The sequence below is a fragment of the Mesorhizobium sp. WSM4823 genome (assembly GCF_055811195.1).
Genome location: NZ_JBVVQL010000002.1, coordinates 1 through 20,026, shown reverse-complemented (window position 1 = coordinate 20,026; position 20,026 = coordinate 1). Strand labels below are relative to the sequence as shown.

The 20,026-nt window shown below is 63.8% G+C and carries 17 protein-coding genes; 6 read left to right on the top strand and 11 right to left on the bottom strand.

Features of this window, described 5'->3' with window-relative positions:
* Positions 1-51 precede the first annotated feature (51 nt).
* Complete coding sequence (locus AC0L26_RS04980; protein WP_473631561.1) at positions 52-921, top strand: ADYC domain-containing protein; 870 nt, start codon at positions 52-54, stop codon at positions 919-921.
* Between the two features lie 79 nt (positions 922-1,000).
* Here the strand turns inward: AC0L26_RS04980 and AC0L26_RS04975 are convergent, their stop codons facing one another.
* From AC0L26_RS04975 to AC0L26_RS04955, 5 genes are all read right to left on the bottom strand, one after another.
* Complete coding sequence (locus AC0L26_RS04975; protein WP_354493890.1) at positions 1,001-1,888, bottom strand: patatin-like phospholipase family protein; 888 nt, start codon at positions 1,886-1,888, stop codon at positions 1,001-1,003.
* Entirely contained in the window at positions 1,885-3,282 is a 1,398-nt protein-coding gene (locus AC0L26_RS04970) for a M16 family metallopeptidase (protein ID WP_473632129.1), read from the bottom strand. The genes AC0L26_RS04975 and AC0L26_RS04970 overlap by 4 nt, the downstream gene beginning before the upstream one ends.
* Positions 3,278-4,642 (bottom strand): M16 family metallopeptidase, encoded by a 1,365-nt coding sequence (locus AC0L26_RS04965; RefSeq protein ID WP_473631560.1) that lies wholly within the window; start codon positions 4,640-4,642, stop codon positions 3,278-3,280. Before AC0L26_RS04965 ends, AC0L26_RS04970 begins: the two co-directional genes overlap by 5 nt.
* A 111-nt stretch (positions 4,643-4,753) precedes the next feature.
* Positions 4,754-5,308, bottom strand: coding sequence for a 16S rRNA (guanine(966)-N(2))-methyltransferase RsmD (rsmD, locus tag AC0L26_RS04960; RefSeq protein ID WP_473631559.1), 555 nt, complete (start codon positions 5,306-5,308; stop codon positions 4,754-4,756).
* Complete coding sequence (locus tag AC0L26_RS04955) at positions 5,289-7,415, bottom strand: pseudouridine synthase (protein WP_473631558.1); 2,127 nt, start codon at positions 7,413-7,415, stop codon at positions 5,289-5,291. The genes rsmD and AC0L26_RS04955 overlap by 20 nt, the downstream gene beginning before the upstream one ends.
* A 77-nt stretch (positions 7,416-7,492) precedes the next feature.
* On the opposite strand from AC0L26_RS04955, the gene AC0L26_RS04950 reads away from it, so the two are divergent.
* On the top strand, positions 7,493-7,945 hold the full coding sequence (locus AC0L26_RS04950; RefSeq protein WP_473631557.1) for a nucleoside deaminase: 453 nt from the start codon (positions 7,493-7,495) through the stop codon (positions 7,943-7,945).
* Between the two features lie 23 nt (positions 7,946-7,968).
* Here AC0L26_RS04950 and AC0L26_RS04945 read toward each other — a convergent pair whose 3' ends face one another.
* Together AC0L26_RS04945 and ileS are read right to left on the bottom strand one after the other, a co-directional pair.
* A complete protein-coding gene (locus AC0L26_RS04945; RefSeq protein WP_473631555.1) occupies positions 7,969-8,646 on the bottom strand; it encodes a hypothetical protein in 678 nt (225 codons plus the stop codon).
* A 274-nt stretch (positions 8,647-8,920) separates the two neighbouring features.
* The gene (ileS, locus tag AC0L26_RS04940; RefSeq protein WP_473632128.1) at positions 8,921-11,905 is read right to left on the bottom strand and encodes an isoleucine--tRNA ligase; all 2,985 of its coding nucleotides are present in this window, start codon (positions 11,903-11,905) and stop codon (positions 8,921-8,923) included.
* A gap of 58 nt (positions 11,906-11,963) precedes the next feature.
* On the opposite strand from ileS, the gene AC0L26_RS04935 reads away from it, so the two are divergent.
* Positions 11,964-12,149, top strand: coding sequence for a hypothetical protein (locus tag AC0L26_RS04935; RefSeq protein ID WP_473631554.1), 186 nt, complete (start codon positions 11,964-11,966; stop codon positions 12,147-12,149).
* A 104-nt stretch (positions 12,150-12,253) separates the two neighbouring features.
* On the opposite strand, the gene AC0L26_RS04930 is transcribed toward AC0L26_RS04935, so the two are convergent.
* Positions 12,254-13,066 carry a MipA/OmpV family protein gene (locus AC0L26_RS04930; RefSeq protein ID WP_473631553.1) on the bottom strand — a complete coding sequence of 271 codons (813 nt, stop codon included), beginning with the start codon at positions 13,064-13,066 and terminating at the stop codon, positions 12,254-12,256.
* A gap of 208 nt (positions 13,067-13,274) precedes the next feature.
* On the opposite strand from AC0L26_RS04930, the gene AC0L26_RS04925 reads away from it, so the two are divergent.
* Positions 13,275-13,829: an HdeD family acid-resistance protein gene (locus AC0L26_RS04925; RefSeq protein WP_473631552.1), complete on the top strand. Its 555-nt coding sequence runs from the start codon at positions 13,275-13,277 to the stop codon at positions 13,827-13,829.
* A 57-nt stretch (positions 13,830-13,886) separates the two neighbouring features.
* Here AC0L26_RS04925 and AC0L26_RS04920 read toward each other — a convergent pair whose 3' ends face one another.
* Positions 13,887-14,870 (bottom strand): bifunctional riboflavin kinase/FAD synthetase, encoded by a 984-nt coding sequence (locus AC0L26_RS04920; RefSeq protein ID WP_473631551.1) that lies wholly within the window; start codon positions 14,868-14,870, stop codon positions 13,887-13,889.
* 111 nt (positions 14,871-14,981) lie between these two features.
* On the bottom strand, positions 14,982-15,842 hold the full coding sequence (locus AC0L26_RS04915; protein WP_473631550.1) for a TIGR01459 family HAD-type hydrolase: 861 nt from the start codon (positions 15,840-15,842) through the stop codon (positions 14,982-14,984).
* 335 nt (positions 15,843-16,177) lie between these two features.
* Between AC0L26_RS04915 and AC0L26_RS04910 the strand changes: the two genes are divergently transcribed.
* Together AC0L26_RS04910 and AC0L26_RS04905 are read left to right on the top strand one after the other, a co-directional pair.
* Positions 16,178-18,133, top strand: a complete 1,956-nt coding sequence (locus AC0L26_RS04910) for a pilus assembly protein TadG-related protein (protein WP_473631549.1) — start codon at positions 16,178-16,180, stop codon at positions 18,131-18,133.
* Positions 18,134-18,388: 255 nt separating this feature from the next.
* Complete coding sequence (locus AC0L26_RS04905; protein WP_473632127.1) at positions 18,389-18,973, top strand: LysE family translocator; 585 nt, start codon at positions 18,389-18,391, stop codon at positions 18,971-18,973.
* Positions 18,974-18,985: 12 nt separating this feature from the next.
* Here the strand turns inward: AC0L26_RS04905 and AC0L26_RS04900 are convergent, their stop codons facing one another.
* Complete coding sequence (locus AC0L26_RS04900; protein ID WP_473631548.1) at positions 18,986-19,813, bottom strand: DUF2189 domain-containing protein; 828 nt, start codon at positions 19,811-19,813, stop codon at positions 18,986-18,988.
* Between the last annotated feature and the right edge of the window lie 213 nt (positions 19,814-20,026).

Genomic DNA, 20,026 nt, shown 5'->3' with positions numbered 1-20,026 from the left:
CGTTCTCATTGGCTGCGCTTTCATCCCAAGATACGCCGTCAGGAACCAACCATGTCAGCTCGCAGAAACCGCTTCGCCCATATCAGCCGCCGCGCATTGCTCGCGGTCGCCGTAGCCATTTCCAGCATGGCCGCGGTGCCTTTTGCCAAGGCCGGCACCGGGCAAGCGATCGGCTCGATCTCCGTTGTCGGCACAAGGTTCGAGGTGGCGATGGAAAATGGTCGCATTGTCGCTCAAGAGGATCTCGTCGGCGCCGTTCTGACGATTGGTGGTGACGGACAGGACCGGATGCCGCTGCGCATCGACGCGGTCGAGATCGATCCGAGGAATCCGGATGGCGGGATCATGCTCTACGCCATGGCGACCCGCGACCCGGCCAGCGGTACATGGCGCAACATCTGCGAGCCGGATATAGAGGGCCGGCGCATGGGTTTTCCGCTTGCCGGCACCTGGACGCAGGACGGTCGCCATCTGCCGTCCGACACGGCGTTCAGCATTACCTGTACTGGCGGCGCCCAGGCGAAATGCGTGCGCTTTGGATATCGGCCTTGGGAGACGTCGTCGGACGGCACATCGCTGTGGGATCATCATCAGGCATGCACCCGCATGATCCGCGCCGATTATTGCGGCGATGGCGTCGGCCATACCCGCAACGGGACGCCGATCATCATCTATGATCGCAAGGGCATTCAACAGGACGAGGCCGCGCCTGATATGTCGTTCGAGGCGGCGTGGGGTGCCGACGGCGCGCTTTGCGTCAGCCGCACGCGAATACCCGACGTGCTGACGATGGAGGGACTGGCGGCGATCTGCCCTGATGTGCGGCAACAGCCACAGGCAGCGGCGTGCGAAAGCGATGCCGCGGCGCTGATCCTCAACCGTTCGATCGACCCGCAAACGGTTCACTCCGCGGCGGAATAGTCATGCCGCGGAGAGTTTGTCGGACCGCAGATGTCCAGATGCTACTCGCTTGCGCTCGTTCCATTGAGGCCAGCAAGCGTCAGACTTTCCGCGCTACCCCCGCCTCCACCTGCTTGGTGCGCTTGCCTGTGTCAGCCTTGGCCCGCGCCTCCACCGCCTTCTCGATTTCCCGCTTCAGCTCGTCCTTGATATCGGCCGTTTCGGCCATCAAGGCGTCGATCTTCATGAAATCGAGCACGCGGTATTTCGATACTGCCGGGCGGACCAGAATGTCGGGCCGGCTCTGCATCAGCTTGCTGGCGATAATCGACTGCATCATCAATTGAGTTGCGCCGAACATCAGGTCGACGGAAGTCGGGTATTTGCGCCCGCCTTCGGTCGGCGCGCCGACGACGTCGACGGCGATGATGATGTCGGCGTCGAGCTCGATCAGGTCAAACGGCACCGGGTTGTAGATGCCGCCGTCGATCAGCAGCGTGCCGTCGCGCATCACCGGGCGGAACACCGCAGGAATAGCCGCCGAAGCGGCCAGCGCCGAGTGCAGGTCGCCCTCGTCGAGCACGGCCAGGCTATGGCCGAAGAAATCCGTCGCAGTCACCTTCAGCGGTATGGACAGTTCGGCGAAGGTTTCGGGAATGGCGTCGGGCAGGAATGCCTTGAGGATGCGTTCGACATTGAACTGGCTGACCCGCAGTCCGCCTTGCAACACCTCGGCGAAGGTGCCGGGCCGTGCCCGCCACATACGCGTCGCCACCTCGGCGCGGCGGCTGAGGATCGAGCGCGTATAGGCGTGCATGTCCTTGCCGGTCATGCCCGAGGCCATGCAGGCGCCCATGATGGCGCCGATCGACGAGCCTGATATGGCGACCGGTCGTATGCCCAGCTCGTCGAGCGTCTCGATGACATGGATATGCGCCAGCCCGCGCGCGCCGCCGCCGCCAAAGGCGATGCCGAAGCTCGGGCTCATTCCTTTTTGGCCTCGCCGGGTTTCGGCCCGACGACCATGATGGCCGGCTCGGCGGAAAGCAGCTTTTTCGCCGCCGCCTTGACCTGATCCAGCGTCACCCCGTCGATGAGGGCGGCGCGGCGCTGCATGTAGTCGATGCCGAGCTTGTCGAGCTGCAGTTCGAGCAGCGTTGCGGCGATGGCGCCGGAGGAGTTCAGATTGTTGATGGCATAGGCGCCGATCATGTATTGCTTGGTCGCCGCCAGTTCCGCTTCGGTCGGCCCCTCCTCGGCCATGCGCCTCACCACTTCGCGCACGACGGCCAGCGTCTCCGTTGCCCGGTCCGAGCGGGTCGCCGTGGTGATGGTCAACGCGTTGGCATGCTGGTGGTCGACCAGGTCGGAACTGACGCCATAGGTGAGGCCGCGCTTTTCGCGCACCTCGTCGAACAGCCGCGAGGTGAAGGCGCTGCCGCCGAGGATCTCATTCATCAGCGCCGCGGCGAAGAAGTCCGGCGCACTGCGTTTGACGCCGGGATAGGCCAGCTGCAACGAGGTCTGCGGCTGGTCGTAATTGACCTCGAGCTGCTGGTTGAGTTTCGGCTCGACATCGGCAACCGCGCCGAGGGCCTGGTGTGCCGGCAGGTCGCCGAAGACCATGTCGAGCTTTTTCTTCAACGTTTCGGCATCGATGGCGCCGACGACCGCCACATGCAGCCCGTCGCGGGCGAAGTTCGCCTTGTGAAAGGCGATGAGATCGGCCGGTGCGATCGTGGCGATGCTTTGCTTGGTGCCCTGGTCGGGTCGCGCATAGGGATGGGTGCCGTACAGTGCTTCCAGCCATTTGCGCTGGGCGACCGTGTCGGGGTCAAGCTCGTTGGCGATGATGCCTGACAGCACCTGGGCGCGGATGCGGTCGATTGGCGCCTGGTCGAAGCGCGGCTTCGTGACCGCCAGCCGCAACAGGTCGAACGCCGCGTCCCGCTGCTCGGCCAGCATGCGCATCGAGCCGTAGGTGCCGTCGCGCGCCGCTTCGAAGCTCATCTCGGCGCCGACGTCGTCCAGCTTGATCTGAAAAGCCTCGCTGTCGAGATCGCCGGCGCCCTCGTCGAACAGCCCGCTCATCAGATTGGCGAGCCCCTCCTTCCCAGCCGGATCCTGCGTCGTGCCGCCGTCGAAGACGAAGCGGATGGCGACGAGCGGCACGGAATAGTCCTCCACCAGCCAGGCGGTGATGCCCTTTGGGGACGTCACCTCCTGGATGCTCATCGCCGCGCGAGCGGAAAGCGCTGGCAGGACGAGAAAGAGCAGGGAGAGAAGGAGGGTGGCCAAAGTGGCGGCTATGCGCGACCTTCCCTTCTCCCCTTGTGGGAGAAGGCTGAACGCGCCGCTATGCTGTTTCATCATCAAATCAATTCCCTGCCTGTGTCTGCGGCAAGAGATAGCCTGATGTCGAATGGTTCAGATTGAGATAGCGCGCGGCAACCGCCTTGACTTCGTCGGCGGTGACCTTGCGGATGCGGGTCGGCCATTCCTCGACATCCCTGACGCTGCCGCCGGTGGCGAGCGTCGCCCCGTAGATGTTGGCCATCGAATCCTGCTTGTCGCGGGCGAAGATCATTGAGCGGACGAAACGATCCTTGGCCTTCTCCAGCTCGTCTGACGTAACGCCGTTCTTGGCGATGCGGGCGACCTCGACCTCGACCGCCGCCTGGACATCGGCCAGCTTGGCGTCGCCGCGCGGCGCGCCATAGACGGTGAAGTTGGTGGCATCGAGCATGGTGCCCTGAAAGAAGGCGCCGGCCTCGGCGGCGATGCCTTGCTTGACGACCAGTTGCTGGTGGAGCCTGCTTCGGCTGCCGCCGCCGAGGATCTCTGCCAGCAGGTCCAGCGCTTCCGCTTCGCCCGGCTTTGCAGTGTGGTAGGAGGGAACCACCCATTGCGTCGAAAAGTTCGGCACGCTGACACGCGCGTCGGTGAGCGTCACGGTGCGCCTGGTGTTCTGCTCCGGTTCAACCGGACGGATGCGCGGCGGCAGATCTGGACCGCGCGCGATCTTGCCATAGGTCTTCTCGGCCAGCGCCTTGACCACTTCCGGCTCGACATCGCCAGCCACCACCAGCACGGCGTTGTTGGGCGTGTAATATTTGTCGTAAAATGCCTTGGCTTCGGTGCGGTTCAGCTTCTCCATCTCCTGCATCCAGCCGATCACCGGAATGCGATAAGGCTGGTTCTGCCAGAGGGTGGCATCGATCTCCTCGCCGAGCACTGCCTGCGGATTGCTGTCGATGCGCGAGCGGCGTTCCTCGAGGATGACGTCGCGCTCGGTGGCGATGACATCGTCATTGAGGATGAGGTTGCGCATGCGATCGGCTTCGAAATCCATCATCTGCTCGAGCGCCTGCGGCACCACCGTCTCGTAAAAGGCGGTGTAGTCATAGGAGGTGAAAGCGTTGTTGGAACCGCCGATGGCGGAGACGGCGCGATCGAACGCGCCGGCCGCATGATTGGTCGTCGCCTTGAACATCAGATGCTCGAAGAAATGGGCGATGCCGGACTTGCCCGGCGGCTCATCCGCGCTGCCGATCTTGTACCATACCATATGGGTGACGATCGGCGCGCGGTGATCGGGGATGACGACAACCTCCATGCCGTTATCGAGCAGGAAGTTCGTCACCTTGCCGTCGTCCGGCCTGGTGTCGGCCAGAACCGGGCCGGTCATCACGAGAGCCAGCGCCAAGACCGTTCCGCGCAGCCATTCAGCCTGAGATGTCATCAATGGCTCCGGTTGTCATGGGGTGGGACGATAGGCGGGGACGGCGACACAGGCAAAGTGATTTGTTCGTCATTTTCGCGCGCAAAGGAGGCCGAACTCAGGCGACGAGTTTCAGGCAGCTTCGATGAAGCGGATGACGGTCTCGCCATAGCTGCGCTCGTCTACAACCGAAAAGCCCGGCCCTGCCTCGAATGGCGCCGCCGCTGCCTCCTCGATGACGCAGAGCGCCTTGGGGGCGAGCCAGCCGCCGGCCTTGGCCGAGCGCAAGGCAAGCTCGCCCAGGCCCTTGCCATAGGGCGGATCGGCGAACACCAGGCCGAACGCGGCCATCGTGCCCGCCTCGCCCAGGGCGGTGGCGTCGCGGCGGAATATCTTGGTACGCCCGGCGAGGCCAAAGGCCTCGACATTGGTGCGGATCAGGCCACGCCCTTCCGCCGATTCTTCGATGAAGACGCCGTAAGAAGCACCGCGTGACAGCGCTTCGAGGCCGAGCGCACCGGTGCCAGCGAACAGGTCGAGCACGCGCGCGCCGTCCAGCCGATCGGGAAAGCGATGCGCCAGCACATTGAAGACAGCCTCGCGGGTCCGGTCGGTGGTCGGGCGGATGGCGCTTGAGCGGGGCGTCGCCAGCGGACGCCCGCGAAACTCACCGCCGACGATCCGCATTGCTTCCCCTTGATCCTCCGGGGCCGCTGCGCGGCCGGTCGCCATCACTCTTGCCGGAATTTGGACGCTCGCCGCGCGGCTTGCCGAACGGCTTTGCGCCGCCGGGTTTTCCCGCTCCCGGTTTTCCACTGGCGGGCTTGCCGAAAGACGGCTTGAACGAGGCCTTGCGCGCCTTGGCTTCGGCTGCCTTGGCGGCATCCGCATCCGCCCTGCCCTTGCCGATCGGCCGCGCGCCCGGCGCCATCCAGACATTGGCCTTGCGCTGGCCCGGCGGCTCGATCGGGCGCTGCTCGCGCTCGGACTTTTTCCCACCGCCCGGTTTGCCGCCAAAGCCGCCTGGCCCGCTACGTTCAGACTTGGGGCCACGCTCACCAAAGCTCTTTTCCGGGCCAAAGCTCCTGCCGGGACTTGTCGACAGCTTGCCCAGCGCCTCGTCGCGGCTGCCTTCGCGGCGTTTGCGGTTCTTGATCAATCCGCCTTCGCCGATCGGACGGCGTTCGCCGTCGCGGGTGAATTTCGGCCGCTCCGGTTCCGCGTCCCGCACCGCTTCACGCCGCACCGGCTTGTTGGAAAACGGCTTGGTGATCTCGGCGTCGAAATTGGCGCCGGATTCTTCGACCAGGCGTTCGCCGAGCTGGTCGCGCAGCACGCGGCCCTTGATCTCCAGCACATGGCCCTCGGGCAGGTCGTCGAGCTGGAACGGCCCGTAGGAAATGCGGATCAGCCGTGTCACGTCGAGGCCAAGCGAGCCCAGTATGTTCCTGACTTCGCGGTTCTTGCCTTCGCGCAGGCCGAGCGTCAGCCAAGCATTGGTGCCTTGCTCGCGATCGAGCGTCGCCTCGATGGCGCCGTAGAAGACGCCATCGACGGCGATGCCTTCGCGCAAGCCGGCGAGCGCACTTTCCTCGACCTTGCCATGGACGCGCACGCGGTAGCGCCTTAGCCAGCCGGTGGCCGGCAGTTCGAGCACGCGCGACAGGCCGCCATCGTTGGTGAGCAGCAGCAGGCCTTCGGTGTTGATGTCGAGCCGGCCGATGGTCATCAGCCGCGGCAGGTCGGCCGGCAGCACGTCGAAGACGGTCTTGCGGCCCTCAGGATCACGGTTGGTGGTGACCACGCCAGCCGGCTTATGGAACAGGAACAGCCGGGTGCGCTCGATCGGCGGGATCTCCATGCCGTCGAGATGGATGATGTCGCCGGGCATCACATTGAAGGCCGGCGAGGACAGCACTCTTCCATTGACCTTGACGCGGCCGGCCGCGATCAGCTCCTCGGCATCGCGGCGCGAGGCAAGGCCGGCGCGGGCCAGCCGCTTGGCAATGCGCTCGCCAGCCTCTTCCGCCGCTTCGGCCGGACGCGGGCGCGGCTTGAAGCCACCGCCCGATGCTCCCTGGGGTCGATCACCGCCAAAATCGGGCTTGGGCCGGTCGCCGAAGTCGCGCTTGCGGCGATCACTGAAGTCTCCCTTGGGACGGTCGAACTTGGGACGGTCGAAGCGCCTCTCGCCGCGCTCGCCTTCGGCAGCCGCCGGCCGGTCGCCGCGCGGCGCGTAAGGCTTGCGCGGACCTTCGCGCTTCTCATAAGGCTTGCCTTCTGAACGCGGCGCTTTGCTGAACGGCCTGTCGCCACTTTTGAAGTCGCGCCTCGGCTGCTCGCCGTCGGCGGCCATCGGCCGCTCGCCGCGAGGCGCGTAGGGCTTGCGCGGCCTTTCGCGCTTTTCGTAGGGCTTGCCTTCAGGGCGAGGTCCCTTGCTGAGCGGCCTGTCGCCGCTTTTAAAATCACGCTTCGGCCGCTCGCCGTCAGCCGCAATCGGTCGGTCGCCGCGTGGCGCATAGGGTTTGCGCGGCCCCTCGCGCTTTTCATAGGGCTTGCTTTCAGGGCGCGGTCCCTTGCTGAACGGCCTATCGCCGCTTTTGAAATCGCGCTTCGGCCGCTCGCCGTCAGCCGCCATCGGGCGCTCGCCGCGTGGCGCATAGGGTTTTTTCGCGCCGAAAGACGGCTTACCGCCGTTGCCAGCAGCGGCATCACGACCACGCGGGCCCGACGGTTTCGGGCCGCTCTTGCGCGGGCCTTTTTGGCCCGGGAATTTCTTGTTTTTGTCGTCCATGTGGCCTTTGCTCGTTTGGGCGGGTAAATAACAGGATCACGCTTGAGTAGCGAGGAGATAATAGGAATGGAAACCGCTTGAAGCGGCCGGACTTCATGGCGCTGGCGTTGAAAGAGGCCGAAACCGCCGCCTTGCGTGGCGAAGTGCCGGTCGGCGCGGTCATCGCCAGCGGTGATACGGTCGTTGCCAGTGCCGGCAACCGCACCCGCGAGCTCGCCGATCCCACGGCCCATGCCGAAATGCTGGTGATCCGCGAAGCCTGCAGCAAGCTATCCAGCGAGCGGCTCACCGGTTACGATCTCTACGTGACGCTGGAGCCCTGCGCCATGTGCACCGGTGCTATTTCCTTCGCCAGGCTGCGCCGGCTCTATTTCGGCGCCGCCGACGAGAAGGGCGGCGCTGTCGTCAACGGCGTGCGCTTCTTCGCCTCACCGACCTGCCACCATGTGCCAGACATTTATCCAGGCATGGCCGAAAGCGACGCGGCGCTGCTTCTGAAGGATTTCTTCAGGGAGCGACGCGAACCGTAGCGTCGCCAGCTCTCCCTGGCAGCTTACCACGGCAGCCAGTCGAACATGCCGCCGCTCTTGTTCTTGGCGGCCGCTTCCTTCTTGAGGCGGCGTTCTTTCTTGTACTCGTCCTCGCCGAGATCGCCCGTCGGCGCCGTGTCGGCAGCGGCGCGGTATTGCACCGGCGGCTCGCTCAGATATCTGCGGGTGTTCGGGTCACCCTGCTTGCCTTGGGCGAGGCGGCGCTTGACCTCGGCGGCGCGGCCCTTGTCCGAATCCGCCGGAGTCCAGGCCGGCGGATGGCTGGATCCCGACTGCGCCATCGCAGCCTTGATCGCCGTCGGATCCGTCTGGACGTCATCGACGATCTGCGCCTGGTAGGCCGGATCATCCTGATGGAGCGTAGCATCGGCGCGTAGGCGAGCGCGGCGCTGCTCGGGCGATTCCGGCCAGTCGGCGCTCGCCGTCGCGATACTGTCCTGCGGCGGCGGCAGTTCCTTCTGCCCCGGCGCCGGCTTCACCAGCTCGGGACGCGGCTTGTAGTCGATTCTTTCCTTGTTCTTCGGAATGACTGAAAAGGCGCTGGTGAGATCGCCGGCAAGCTGGGCGGCGGCAGGCTTGTCGGTCCCGTAGGTCGGCGAGCCCATGCAGCCGGACAGAGCCAGGCCGGATACGACAAGCGGCGCCAGCAGCGCAATGCGCGCGCAAGTTCTTTCGGTCATGCCAAAAAGTCCCACTCTAGACAGCCTCTCGATCGCCACCGGCCAAAGGTCCGGTCCCCATCGCCTATGCTCTTCCGACGGAAATCCGGCGACAATTTGTCGTCCGGAGTTTCGCGTGTTTATCTCAACCACTCGTTAAGGGCAACGCGCGGGGGCCGATCAGCGGTCCGCCGTGGCATTTGTGCACCGATATGACGGCTGGTGCATGTCGTTATCCCAAAACCGCTTCACACCCCCGGGTCAGGCCCGGGGGCATGCTTTTGGGCGACAGGCATCAGATACGACCAAGCGACTTCAACTCCTGCAGCACAGCGGCATCCCGGGCCGAAACATCGGGGAATTCCGCGTCGCTGCCGACATCGGCGGTATAGCGCCACGAGCGCGCACATTTGACCAGGCCCCTCGCCTCGGCCTTCTCGACCACGACGGCGACGCCCTTGACGTCATCCAGCGTAAAGGCGCCGGAAGGCGCGCTGCCGTGGACAATGACCAGATCGCTGGTGATCGCCATCTCGGCCATGTCGACATCTGAAATCGCCGCTTCTAGCGCCGCATCGTCGAGCGTGACGACCGGCACCGCCTCCAGCGACGAGCCGATGACCTTCTGCGCACGTGCGATCTCCAGTGCGCCGGTGACGACACGACGAACCTGCCGGACCTTGCGCCATTTTTCCGCCAGCACCTCGTTCTTCCAGTCGGCCGGGATCTGCGGAAACTGGTCGAGATGCACCGACACGGCGTCCGGATGACGGTCAAGCCAGGCCTCCTCCATGGTGAAGGGCAGCATCGGCGCCAGCCATTTCACCAGGCAGTCGAACAGATGGCGCACCACCTGCACGGAGGCCTTGCGCTTCACGCTGGACGGGGCTTCGCAGTAGAGCGCGTCCTTGCGGATGTCGAAATAGAAGGCCGACAGCTCGACCACCATGAAATCGAGCAGCATGCGGGTGATGCGTTTGAACTCGAAAGCGTCGTAGCCCGCGCGAACGACTTCATCGAGTTCGGAGAGCCGGTGCAGCATCAGCCGTTCCAGTTCCGGCATCTTGTCCAGCGGCACTTCCTCGCCATCGTCATGGGCAAGCGTGCCCAGTATCCAGCGGATGGTGTTGCGCAGCTTGCGATAGGCGTCGATGTTGGTTTGCAGCACATTCTTGCCGAGCCGCTGGTCTTCCCAATAATCGGTCGTTACCACCCAGAGCCGCAGAATATCCGCGCCCGACTGCTTGATGACGTCCTGCGGCACCACGGTGTTGCCGAGCGACTTCGACATTTTCCGTCCCTCTTCGTCCATGGTGAAACCATGGGTGACGACGGTGTCGTAAGGCGCCCTGCCCCTGGTGCCGCAGCTTTCTAGCAGCGAGGAATGGAACCAGCCGCGATGCTGGTCGGAGCCTTCCAGGTAGACGTCGGCCGGCCACTTCAGGTCCGGACGATCCTCGAGCGTAAAGACATGGGTCGAGCCCGAATCGAACCAGACGTCAAGGATGTCCATCACCTGCTGCCATTTCGAGGCATCGTGATTACCGAGGAAACGCTCCTTGGCGCCGGCCGCGAACCATGCGTCGGCGCCTTCCTTCTCGAAGGCGTCCATGATGCGCTGGTTGACCGCCTCGTCGCGGAGGACATTTCCGTCCTCATCGGCGAAGACGGCGATCGGCACGCCCCAGGCGCGCTGGCGCGACAGCACCCAATCGGGACGCTCCTCGATCATGGCGCGGATGCGGTTCTGGCCGGCGGCCGGCACGAAGCGGGTGTCGTCGATCGCCTTCAAGGCACGGCTGCGCAGGGTCGTGCCGTCGCCCAGCTCCTTGTCCATATAGACGAACCATTGCGGCGTGTTGCGGAAGATGATCGGCTTCTTCGAGCGCCACGAATGCGGATAGGAATGCTTCAACCGCCCGCGCGCGAAGAGCGCATTGCGCTTGATCAATTCGTCGATGACCGCCTGATTAGCGTCGCCTTTCTTGCCATTGTCGTCGATGACGCGCGCCGCACCGCCCTCGCGATCCGGACCAAAGCCCGGCGCGTCCTTGGTGAAGAAGCCGGCATCGTCAACGGGGAACGGGATCGCCGTGTCGATGCCACGTGCCTGCAGATCCGATACGGCATCCGTCCAGGCGTCAAAGTCCTCACGGCCGTGGCTTGGCGAGGTGTGGACGAAGCCGGTGCCGGCCTCGTCGGTGACGTGGTCGCCGGCGAGCATCGGCACAGGGAATTCATAACCACCGTTCAAGCCCTTGAAGGGATGGGAAAGCGTAAGGCTTCCAAGCTGTTCCGCCGAAACGCTATGGAGACGATTCAAGGTGACTTTTGCCTTGGCAGCGGCATCCTCGGCTAGCGCGTCGGCGAAGATCAGCTTTTCGCCGGGCTGCGGGCCGAAGGCATTCTCGGCCGCCGTCACCTCGTAGAGGCCATAGTTGATGCGTGGCGAATAGTTGACGGCCCGGTTGCCGGGGATGGTCCAGGGCGTCGTCGTCCAGATGACGACATGGGCCTCCAGCAAGTCCAGTGACGTCTCCGTCAGCTTCGGATCCAGGGCTGGCTGCCCGTCTTCGATGTTGGTGACCTGCCGAGCGAGGCTGACGACCGGAAACTTCGCCCAGATCGTGTCGCTCTCATAGTCCTGGTACTCGACCTCGGCCTCAGCCAGCGCGGTGCGCTCGACCACACTCCACATCACCGGCTTGGAGCCGCGATAGAGTTGGCCCGACATGGCGAATTTCAGCAACTCGCCGGCGATCCGCGCCTCGGCATGGAACGCCATCGTCATGTAGGGGTTGTCGAAATCGCCGACGACGCCCAGCCGTTGAAATTCTGCGCCCTGCACCTTGATCCAGTGCGCGGCGAACTCGCGGCATTCCTTGCGGAACTCGTTGACCGGCACCTCGTCCTTGTTCTTGCCCTTGGCGCGATATTGCTCCTCGATCTTCCATTCGATCGGCAGGCCGTGGCAATCCCAGCCGGGCACGTAGTTGGAATCATAGCCGCGCATCTGGAACGAGCGGGTGATGACGTCCTTGAGGATCTTGTTCAGCGCATGGCCGATATGGATGTTGCCGTTGGCGTAGGGCGGGCCGTCGTGCAGGATGTATTTTTCGCGGCCGGCAGCGTTTTCGCGCAGCTTGCGGTAAAGGTCCATGTCCTGCCAGCGCTTGACCAGCAGCGGCTCCTTCTCGGGCAAGCCGGCGCGCATCGGGAAATCCGTCTGCGGCAGATAAAGCGTCGTGGAATAGTCGATCGTTTCGCCAGTGTCGGTCATTGGGGTGTCGGTCATTGGTCTGCCATACGCATTGCCCGGCGGCAAAAGAGCCCGGGTGTTGAACTATCATGATCTGGAAAAAGCGCGAGAGGCCGCGCGCAAAATTCCCGGCTGCTCCGGCGGCGGTCAGGCCGCCCGGAACACCGGGCTTGTAATTCGTATCGTCAGCGCGAGAAGGCGCGAAAAGCTCGTCATCGCAGGGCTTTTAACCGAGACGGCCGATATTGAAAAGCCCGAACTCTGACGCTTGCCCTAGAAGCGTGTACCAATTGCGTGGAAGACGAACCTCATCGGCTACGGCATATTCGCCTGAACTAGGCGGCTGCGCGCAGCGCTCAACCTGCAACGTCACATCGAGAAATCAAACCGATAGGTCGTTAAAATACCGATCGTGAACTGATTGCGGTCGCCGCGCTCCTTGACCAGGCTGGAATCGGCCGCCGGGCCCATCAGGCGCGAATATTCGCCAAACAGGCTGGCTGTCATCGGCTCGGTCACCTTCCAGGTCACCGCGCCGCCAAGGCCCGCCGACTTCACTCCGCCGCCCGGATGGTATTCGCTGAGGCCCGAAGCCACGGCTTCCTCGGCGTTGACGCCATAATAGGCGTCGAAATAGTCCGATGAGGCGAACGAAACGCGCGGCCCGCCCGAGATCCTGATCTCAGGCGTCACATCGTAGAAGGCGTCGGCGGCGATGTCGGCGACAAAGCCGCTATGGGCACGAATGCCGTGGCGCAATTCGGCGCGGGCGCGCAACCAGTCAAGAGGATAGAATTCGAAGAAGCCGCCGGCTTCGCCGCCCCAGCGCACCGGGTCTAGGCCCTTCAGCTCGTCGGCGTCGCCGCCATCGCGCGAAAACAGGATTTTTCCGGCCAGACCGGCGCGGAGGCCGCCGCCGTCGATCAGCGCCAGCGAGATGTTGTCGTTGCGCGAGGTGAAGCGCGCCGCGGGACCGGCCTTGCCGAGCGAGATGATCGGCGAGGCACTGAGCAGGTACTTTTTGCTGCCCTCGAAATCCGGCGCGACCATGCCGGTGGCGCCGACCGTCAGATACCAGTCGCCGGACAGCCAGCCCAAGGCGCCCTCGCCGGCTTCCGCGGCACCGGGCGCGCCCAGCATGAAGGTGGCCAAGGCCGCCTGAAATACCCTGACGGAACGCATCGTCACTCCATACGCACGGAACACCGGCAAGAACAACCGGCTTTGCCAAAAGTCATGGGGCCGGTTCGGTAAAATTTGATTTAAGTTCGAAACGCTGGCTAGCTTTTTTGGCGTGGATCCGGCGCAAGCTGCTCGCTGGACGGGCAACGCCTTCGGCGCTACCCTCCAATTGGCAAGATGCCAGGCAACTTCGGTGGAGATGGCGGCAATGACCCTGCAAGGCGATGCTTTAAAGGATGCGATTGGCCAGACGCGGGCGAAATGGGGATGGTTCGTTGGGCTCGGGGTGCTGCTGCTGATCCTCGGCGGCATTGCCTTCGGCAATCTGTTCATCGCCACGGTCGCCTCGGTCTATGTCGTCGGCTGGCTGATGCTGATGGCCGGCATCATCGAGATCATGCATGCCTTCGGCGTGAAGACATGGAGCCGGTTCTTCTACTGGCTGCTCAGCGGTCTTCTCTATGCCGTCGCCGGGTTCTTCGCCTTCTATAACCCGTTGCTGGCCTCGGCGGTGCTGACCTTCCTGCTGGCAGTCGCCCTGCTCGCTTCAGGTGCGCTCAGGGCCTGGGTCGGGTACAAGCACAGGCCGGACAAAGGCTGGGGCTGGCTTGTTGCGGCCGGGGTGATCAGCGCGCTGGCAGGCCTGGTCATCGCCATGGGCTGGCCAGTCAACAGCGTATGGGTGCTGGGGCTGTTTCTCGCCATCGACCTGATCTTCCAGGGCTGGGCCTTCATTGCGGTCGGCCTGGCGCTGAAGAAGTAGGGTCTTGTTTAAGCATGATCTTGTCCGAAAACCGGTTCCCACTTTTCGGGATCATGCTTAGAAAGCAACGGCTGCGTCGAGCTCGGAAAGCGGGCTGACGCCGGCCAGCAGCGCCCTCGCCTCGGCTTCGTCGCGCTTCATCTGCGCGACCAGCGCATCAAGCCCCTCGAACTTCACCTCGGCGCGCAGGAAACCGAAGAAGGACACCGCGCATATCTCACCGTAGAGATCGCCGGAAAAGTCGAAAACGAAGGTTTCAAGAAGCGGCGCGCCGTTGTCGTCGACGGTCGGGCGGCGGCCGAAGCTGGCAACACCGTCATGAAGCGTGCCGTCGGCGCGACGGAAGCGGACGGCATAAATCCCTTCCTTCAGAGAGGCTTCCGGCGAAAGCCTCATATTGGCGGTTGGAAAGCCGAGCGTCCGGCCAAGCCGTTGGCCGCCGATCACCTCGCTCTCGACCGTGAAGCGATAGCCGAGCAGGCCGGCTGCTTCAGCCACCGCGCCCTCGCCGAGCTGCGCGCGGATCCGGCTCGACGACACCACCTCGGCGCCCTCGTCGCGAAACGCGTCGACCAGCGTAACGCCGAAGCCGTGGCGCTCGCCGGCCGCCATCAGATAGGCCGGGCCGCCCTGTCGGTCCTTGCCGAAGTGAAAATCGAAGCCGGTCACGGCGTGAATGATGCCGAGATTCCTGTCCAGCACGTCGGTCACGAATGCTTCCGCCGATAGCGAAGCGAAGTCGCGCGTGAACGGCTGTTCGACGAGTGCGGCAAAGCCCAGATACGACAGCAGCCGTGCCTTCATCGGCGGCGGCGTCAGCACGAACAGCGGCATATCAGGCCGGAACACCTTTCTCGGATGCGGCTCGAACGTCAGCACCAGAGCCGGTACACCACGCCGGCGGGCCTCGGCAAGCGCGCGCTCGAGCACGGCCTGATGACCGCGGTGAACGCCATCGAAATTGCCGATCGCCACCACGCCGCCCCGCAAAGGGGCCGGCAGCGGCGAGATTGCAGAAACGTGTTCGAAGGCTTCCGTCATTTAGAGGCTTCCGTCATCGAGCGACCCTATTGCAGTCTTGGCCCTATTGCAGTTTTGGCCCTATTGCAGTTTTGGCCCTATTGCAGTTTTGGCCCTATTGCAGTTTTGGCCCTATTGCAGTTTTGGAATGACCGCGACCGGCCGATAGCCGTGCTTTTCAAGAAAGGCTGTTAGCCTGGCCGGATCCGGTTGCAGCGGATTGCCGTAGTCGCGGGCATGGATGCCGCCCGACACGTAGAGCACGTCGAAGCCGTTGTCGGCAGCACCTTTGATGTCAGTCATCATGCCATCGCCAATGGCCAGCACATCCGAACGCTCGACCGGACGGCCGAGCAGGTCGGCGACCTCCTTCATCGCGACGTCGTAGACCGGCGCATAAGGTTTTCCGGCGATCAGCGTGCGCCCGCCGAGCTGGGCATAGTCGCGAGCCAGCGCCCCGGCGCACCAGATCATCCGCTCGCCGCGCTCGACCACGATATCGGGATTGGCGCAGATGAACGGCAGGTTCCTGGCGCGTAGCCGCCGCAGAAGATCGGCATAGTCCTCCGGCTTTTCCACCTCGTCGTCGAACAACCCGGTGCAGACGACGCCGGATGCTTCGAACTCCTCGACCAGCTCGACATCGAGACCGCCATAGAGCGTGAAATCGCGATCGGCGCCGATGTGGAAGATTTTTCGCGGCCCTTCGGCGATCAGGTCGCGTGTCACGTCGCCGGAGGTGACGACGCGGTCGTAGGCCGCCGCGGGAACGCCGATCGCATCCATCTGCGCCACCACATCGGCGCTTCGGCGCGGCGAATTGGTGATCAGGACCACAGCTATCTTCGCTTCGCGCGCGGTGGCCAGCGCCAGAGCCGCGGCCGGAAAATGCCGTTCGCCATTGTGGACCACGCCCCAGACATCGCACAGGATGGCAGAATAGGCTCCCGACAAAGCCGCGAGCGAGCCGATGATATCGGGCGAATCCGCCATATCGTTTCCCAAATCATGATGGTAGCGAGCGCCGCCGCCGACGGTCCGCCGCGGCATGCCCGCATTAACCGAAGCTCTTCAGCCTGTCACCAGCTTTTGCAAACGTTCAGGAGTGCCGCCAGCGATAAAGGCAGGATCGCAAGCACAAAAGTCCCTCATTTTCCGGAGCCTTGGCCGTTCTGGAGGCTTCGCGGCGATCCAGTTCGTCGCCGACTACCGCGTGGTTAACAGGTTTTGAAAAAGTGTGCTGATCTTGGACGCATTTTAGCAATCCGAAATTTAAACATTCATGGCATCGTTCGCCGACAAAGGGGTTCTGGCGGGTGCTGAAGGCAATGATCCGGAAATTCGGTAGAGACCGGCGTGGCAACTATGCGCTGATGACGGTCATCACAATGGTGCCGCTGATGGGCGGATTGGCGCTCGGCGTCGACTACTCGGAACTGCTTCGCCAGAAGCACAATACCCTGAACGCCCTGGATGCCGCCGGCATCGCCACCGCTCAGCAGATCGTCGCCGGCGCAAGCGACGACGACGCCAAGGCCTATGCCAAGACCTTCTTCGAAGCCAATCTTGGCCGCGTCAATCCGGCGAATACGTCGCTTACCGTCACCCTGCCCAACAGCAATGCGGGTGGCGGCACGTTGAAGCTTTGCAGCGCCGTGACGTATAGCCCCTATTTTCTACCGGCTGCCGCCATGCTGACGGGCGGGACCGCCAGCGATACAACCTTCACGGCCTGCTCGGAGATCCGCCTCAAGAACACGTTGGAAGTAGCCCTTGTGCTGGACAATTCCGGCTCGATGAACGACCTTGGTTCCGGCACCGGTGCGAAGCGAATAGACCTGTTGAAAACCGCCGCCAAGCAGCTTGTCGATACGCTGGCGCTGCAGGCACAGCAGATGAGGCAGGTCAACAAGCCGGTGCAGTTCTCTCTCGTGCCGTTCGCCGCGTCGGTCAATGTCGGCCCGACCCATGACCAGGATGGCTGGATGGATCAGGACGGCATCTCCCCGATCCAGCATGAGGATTTCGACTGGACGACGATGACCGCGGCCAACGACCCGAACAGATATGCCGAGAAGCTCAACGGCGTCTGGTACAAGCGCGGCACCGGCTGGGGAGACACCGAGGACCAGCCTCTGACCCGCTTCAGCCTGTACGCCGACATCACGGTCGAGTCAGGCCGCGAAGAAGTGCCGAACACGAAACAGTACATCTGTGACACCTATAACAAAAAAGGCAACTGCAGCAGCGGCCATTGGACCACCCCGGAATATATCTACACCACCAGCCGCTATGCGAGCTGGCAGGGCTGCGTGGAGGCGAGGCCGTACCCGTATAATAACGACGACACGACGCCTGTTGCCGCCACGCCGGCCACGCTGTTCGTGCCGATGTTCGCACCGGACGAGGCTGGCACCCTATGGCTCGATTTCAACCGCGACGGTGTCAACGACGTCAACAGCACGTCGTATAATTACGGCAACAACTGGTGGGCCGACTGGCCCTACATCGCAAATCCGACCGCCTCCGAGCGGCAGTCGGACATGCGCAAATATTTTCTGGTCAAGCCTTATGGCTCGAGGTCGGCTGCCTCGGGCGACGGCCCGAATTCGTCCTGCACGACCAACCCGATCACGCCGCTCAAGGACGTGAGCCAGCTTGCCCAGAAGAAGGAAATCAACGACGCCATCGACGCCATGGCACCGAACGGCAACACCAACGTGCCGGAAGGCCTTGCCTGGGGCTGGCGGACGGTGTCGAGCAACGAACCTTTCACCGAAGGCCGACCGAACACCGAAAAGGGCAACGACAAAGTCGTCATCGTGCTGACCGACGGCGCCAATACCTACAGCGCCGTCAGCGACAGCGGCTATGCCAATAGCAGGTCGACCTACGCCGCTTACGGTTACACCGGCCTGACATATCCGGGGTCGGGAAGCGTGACGCGCCTGTTCATGAACACAAGCGGCGACATCGGCAAGACCACCTACACCGGCACCAACTACACGGCCGCGCTGGACGAGCAGATGCAGACGCTTTGCGCCAACGCCAAGCGTTCGAACATTCTCGTCATGACCGTTGCGCTCGACCTGTCGACCACCGATACCGGCGACAAGAAAGCACTCGACGCACTGAAGGCCTGTTCCTCGAACTCGCGCTTTCGCAAGGATCCCGCCGATCCGACCAAGCCGGCCAAGCTGTTCTGGAATGCGACCGGAGCGACGCTGTCCGACAATTTCAAGGAAATCGCCAACGAATTGTCGAACCTGCGCATCGTCGGCTGAGCGGCGCGCCATTGCCCAGAAGCCACAGGCTGGCGGGACAGCGCCGCTCTGGCCTGCCGGCGATCGCCGGCAGCGGAGGGCGCGAAGGGATCGCTGACTAACCGTTCTTCCGGCTGATAGCGGGCCTGGCGCAAAGGCTATCGTCACCTTGCCCTTGCGGCGGTCGAACGGACATGGTGAGTGTCCTCCACCATCGGAGATGCGCCTGTGCCCGACGCCGCCAACCATCTCGCTTTCGCGCTGGTCTGCCTCGGCATGGTGCTGACGCCTGGCCCGAACATGATCTATTTGATCTCGCGGTCGCTGTCACAAGGGCCGAAGGCCGGCCTGATTTCGCTCGGTGGTGTGGCGCTCGGCTTTGTCTTCTACGTGTTGTCGGCGGCATTCGGCATCACTGCGCTGCTGCTTGCCGTGCCTTACGCCTATGATGTGCTGCGCTTTGCCGGCGCGCTCTACCTGTTATGGCTTGCCTGGCAAGCAGTGAGGCCCGGCGGACGCTCGCCGTTCCAGGTCCGGGAACTGCCGAAGGACGGGCCGCGCAAATTGTTCGCCATGGGCCTGATGACCAATCTGCTCAACCCGAAGGTGGCGGTGCTTTATCTGTCGCTGCTGCCGCAGTTCATCAGCCCCGGCAAGGGCCATGTGCTGTCGCAGCTTCTGGTGCTCGGCACCACGCAGATCGCGATCAGTCTCACCGTCAACGCGATCATCGCAGTGACGGCCGGCTCGATCGCCGTCTTCTTCGCCGGCCGGCCGCTGTGGCTGGTGATCCAGCGCTGGATGATGGGCACGGTGCTGACCGCGCTAGCCCTGAAGATGGCGACCGACGCGCAGCGCTAGCCCTGCGCCTGCCTACATCGGCCGCCGGTCCTGCTGCACCCGCTCCGGCTCGACCACCCTGCGATAGAGATGCCACGTCGCATGGCCAAGCACCGGCATGACGACAGCGAGCCCGGCAAACAGCGGGATCGAGCCGATGACCAGCAGCACGGCGACCATCAGGCCCCACAGCGCCATCTGCAGCGGGTTAGCCATCACCGCCCGCGCCGATGTCTCGATTGCCGAAACAGCACCGACATCGCGGTCGAGCAGCAGCGGGAAAGCGACGACGGTCGTCGCCAGCACGATCGCGGCGAAGACGAACCCAGCCGCATTGCCGAGCAGGATCAGCGCCCAACCTTTGGGCGTCGTCAGCACCTCGCGCACAAAGCCGCCGATCGAAGCCGGCGGCTGACTGCCGAACAGGCCGGTGTAGATGGATTGCGCGGTGTACAGCCAGAGCAGGAACAGTGCGACGAGCATGACGCCGATGACCGCGATCGCCGGCAGCGCCTTGGAGTGGCGCACGTCGAGCGCGTGCCACCAGGACGTGTCCATGCCGAGCTCACGTCGGCGGCTGATCTCGTAGAGACCGATCGCGGCGAAGGGTCCAAGCAGGGCGAAGCCGGACATCAGCGGGTAGAGGAGCTGGATGGCATAGGAACCGGATGTCGTCCACTGCGCCAGGATCAACCCGACCACCGGATAGATCAGGCACAGGAACACGTAATGCGATGGCTTTGCCCAGAAGTCCTCGACGCCGAGCCGCAGCACATCCATCAGGTCCGCCGTGGTGATGCGGCGCACCGTGGGCTGCACGTGCATTCCGCGCGCGTCCGACATGACATGAAAACTGGCCATGACCATTCTCCCGTGTGTCGGGGCGGTCACCGCCAGGATGGCCGCCCGCAGCTGCCACTTCAAGAATAGGCGGCATCATAGCCGATTTGGACGCGCTTGTCGCCACCGCGGGGGGGGGGGGGGGGGGGCGCGGGGGGGGGGGGGGGGGGGGGGGCAGAGGGGGGGGAACAAACCCCACAGGGGGGAGGGCCGGGCGCGCCGCCCCCCCCCCCC

Bases quoted from the DNA above. Each gene is read 5' to 3' on its own strand.
- rsmD (WP_473631559.1), bottom strand. From the start codon at position 5,308: ATGCGGATCGTCGGCGGTGAGTTTCGCGGGCGTCCGCTGGCGACGCCC.
- AC0L26_RS04925 (WP_473631552.1), top strand. From the start codon at position 13,275: ATGACCCTGCAAGGCGATGCTTTAAAGGATGCGATTGGCCAGACGCGG.
- AC0L26_RS04945 (WP_473631555.1), bottom strand. From the start codon at position 8,646: ATGACCGAAAGAACTTGCGCGCGCATTGCGCTGCTGGCGCCGCTTGTC.
- AC0L26_RS04920 (WP_473631551.1), bottom strand. From the start codon at position 14,870: ATGACGGAAGCCTTCGAACACGTTTCTGCAATCTCGCCGCTGCCGGCC.
- AC0L26_RS04905 (WP_473632127.1), top strand. From the start codon at position 18,389: ATGGTGCTGACGCCTGGCCCGAACATGATCTATTTGATCTCGCGGTCG.
- AC0L26_RS04955 (WP_473631558.1), bottom strand. From the start codon at position 7,415: ATGGACGACAAAAACAAGAAATTCCCGGGCCAAAAAGGCCCGCGCAAG.
- AC0L26_RS04910 (WP_473631549.1), top strand. From the start codon at position 16,178: ATGATCCGGAAATTCGGTAGAGACCGGCGTGGCAACTATGCGCTGATG.
- AC0L26_RS04915 (WP_473631550.1), bottom strand. From the start codon at position 15,842: ATGGCGGATTCGCCCGATATCATCGGCTCGCTCGCGGCTTTGTCGGGA.
- ileS (WP_473632128.1), bottom strand. From the start codon at position 11,905: ATGACCGACACTGGCGAAACGATCGACTATTCCACGACGCTTTATCTG.
- AC0L26_RS04965 (WP_473631560.1), bottom strand. From the start codon at position 4,642: ATGACATCTCAGGCTGAATGGCTGCGCGGAACGGTCTTGGCGCTGGCT.
- AC0L26_RS04900 (WP_473631548.1), bottom strand. From the start codon at position 19,813: ATGGCCAGTTTTCATGTCATGTCGGACGCGCGCGGAATGCACGTGCAG.
- AC0L26_RS04975 (WP_354493890.1), bottom strand. From the start codon at position 1,888: ATGAGCCCGAGCTTCGGCATCGCCTTTGGCGGCGGCGGCGCGCGCGGG.
- AC0L26_RS04980 (WP_473631561.1), top strand. From the start codon at position 52: ATGTCAGCTCGCAGAAACCGCTTCGCCCATATCAGCCGCCGCGCATTG.
- AC0L26_RS04930 (WP_473631553.1), bottom strand. From the start codon at position 13,066: ATGCGTTCCGTCAGGGTATTTCAGGCGGCCTTGGCCACCTTCATGCTG.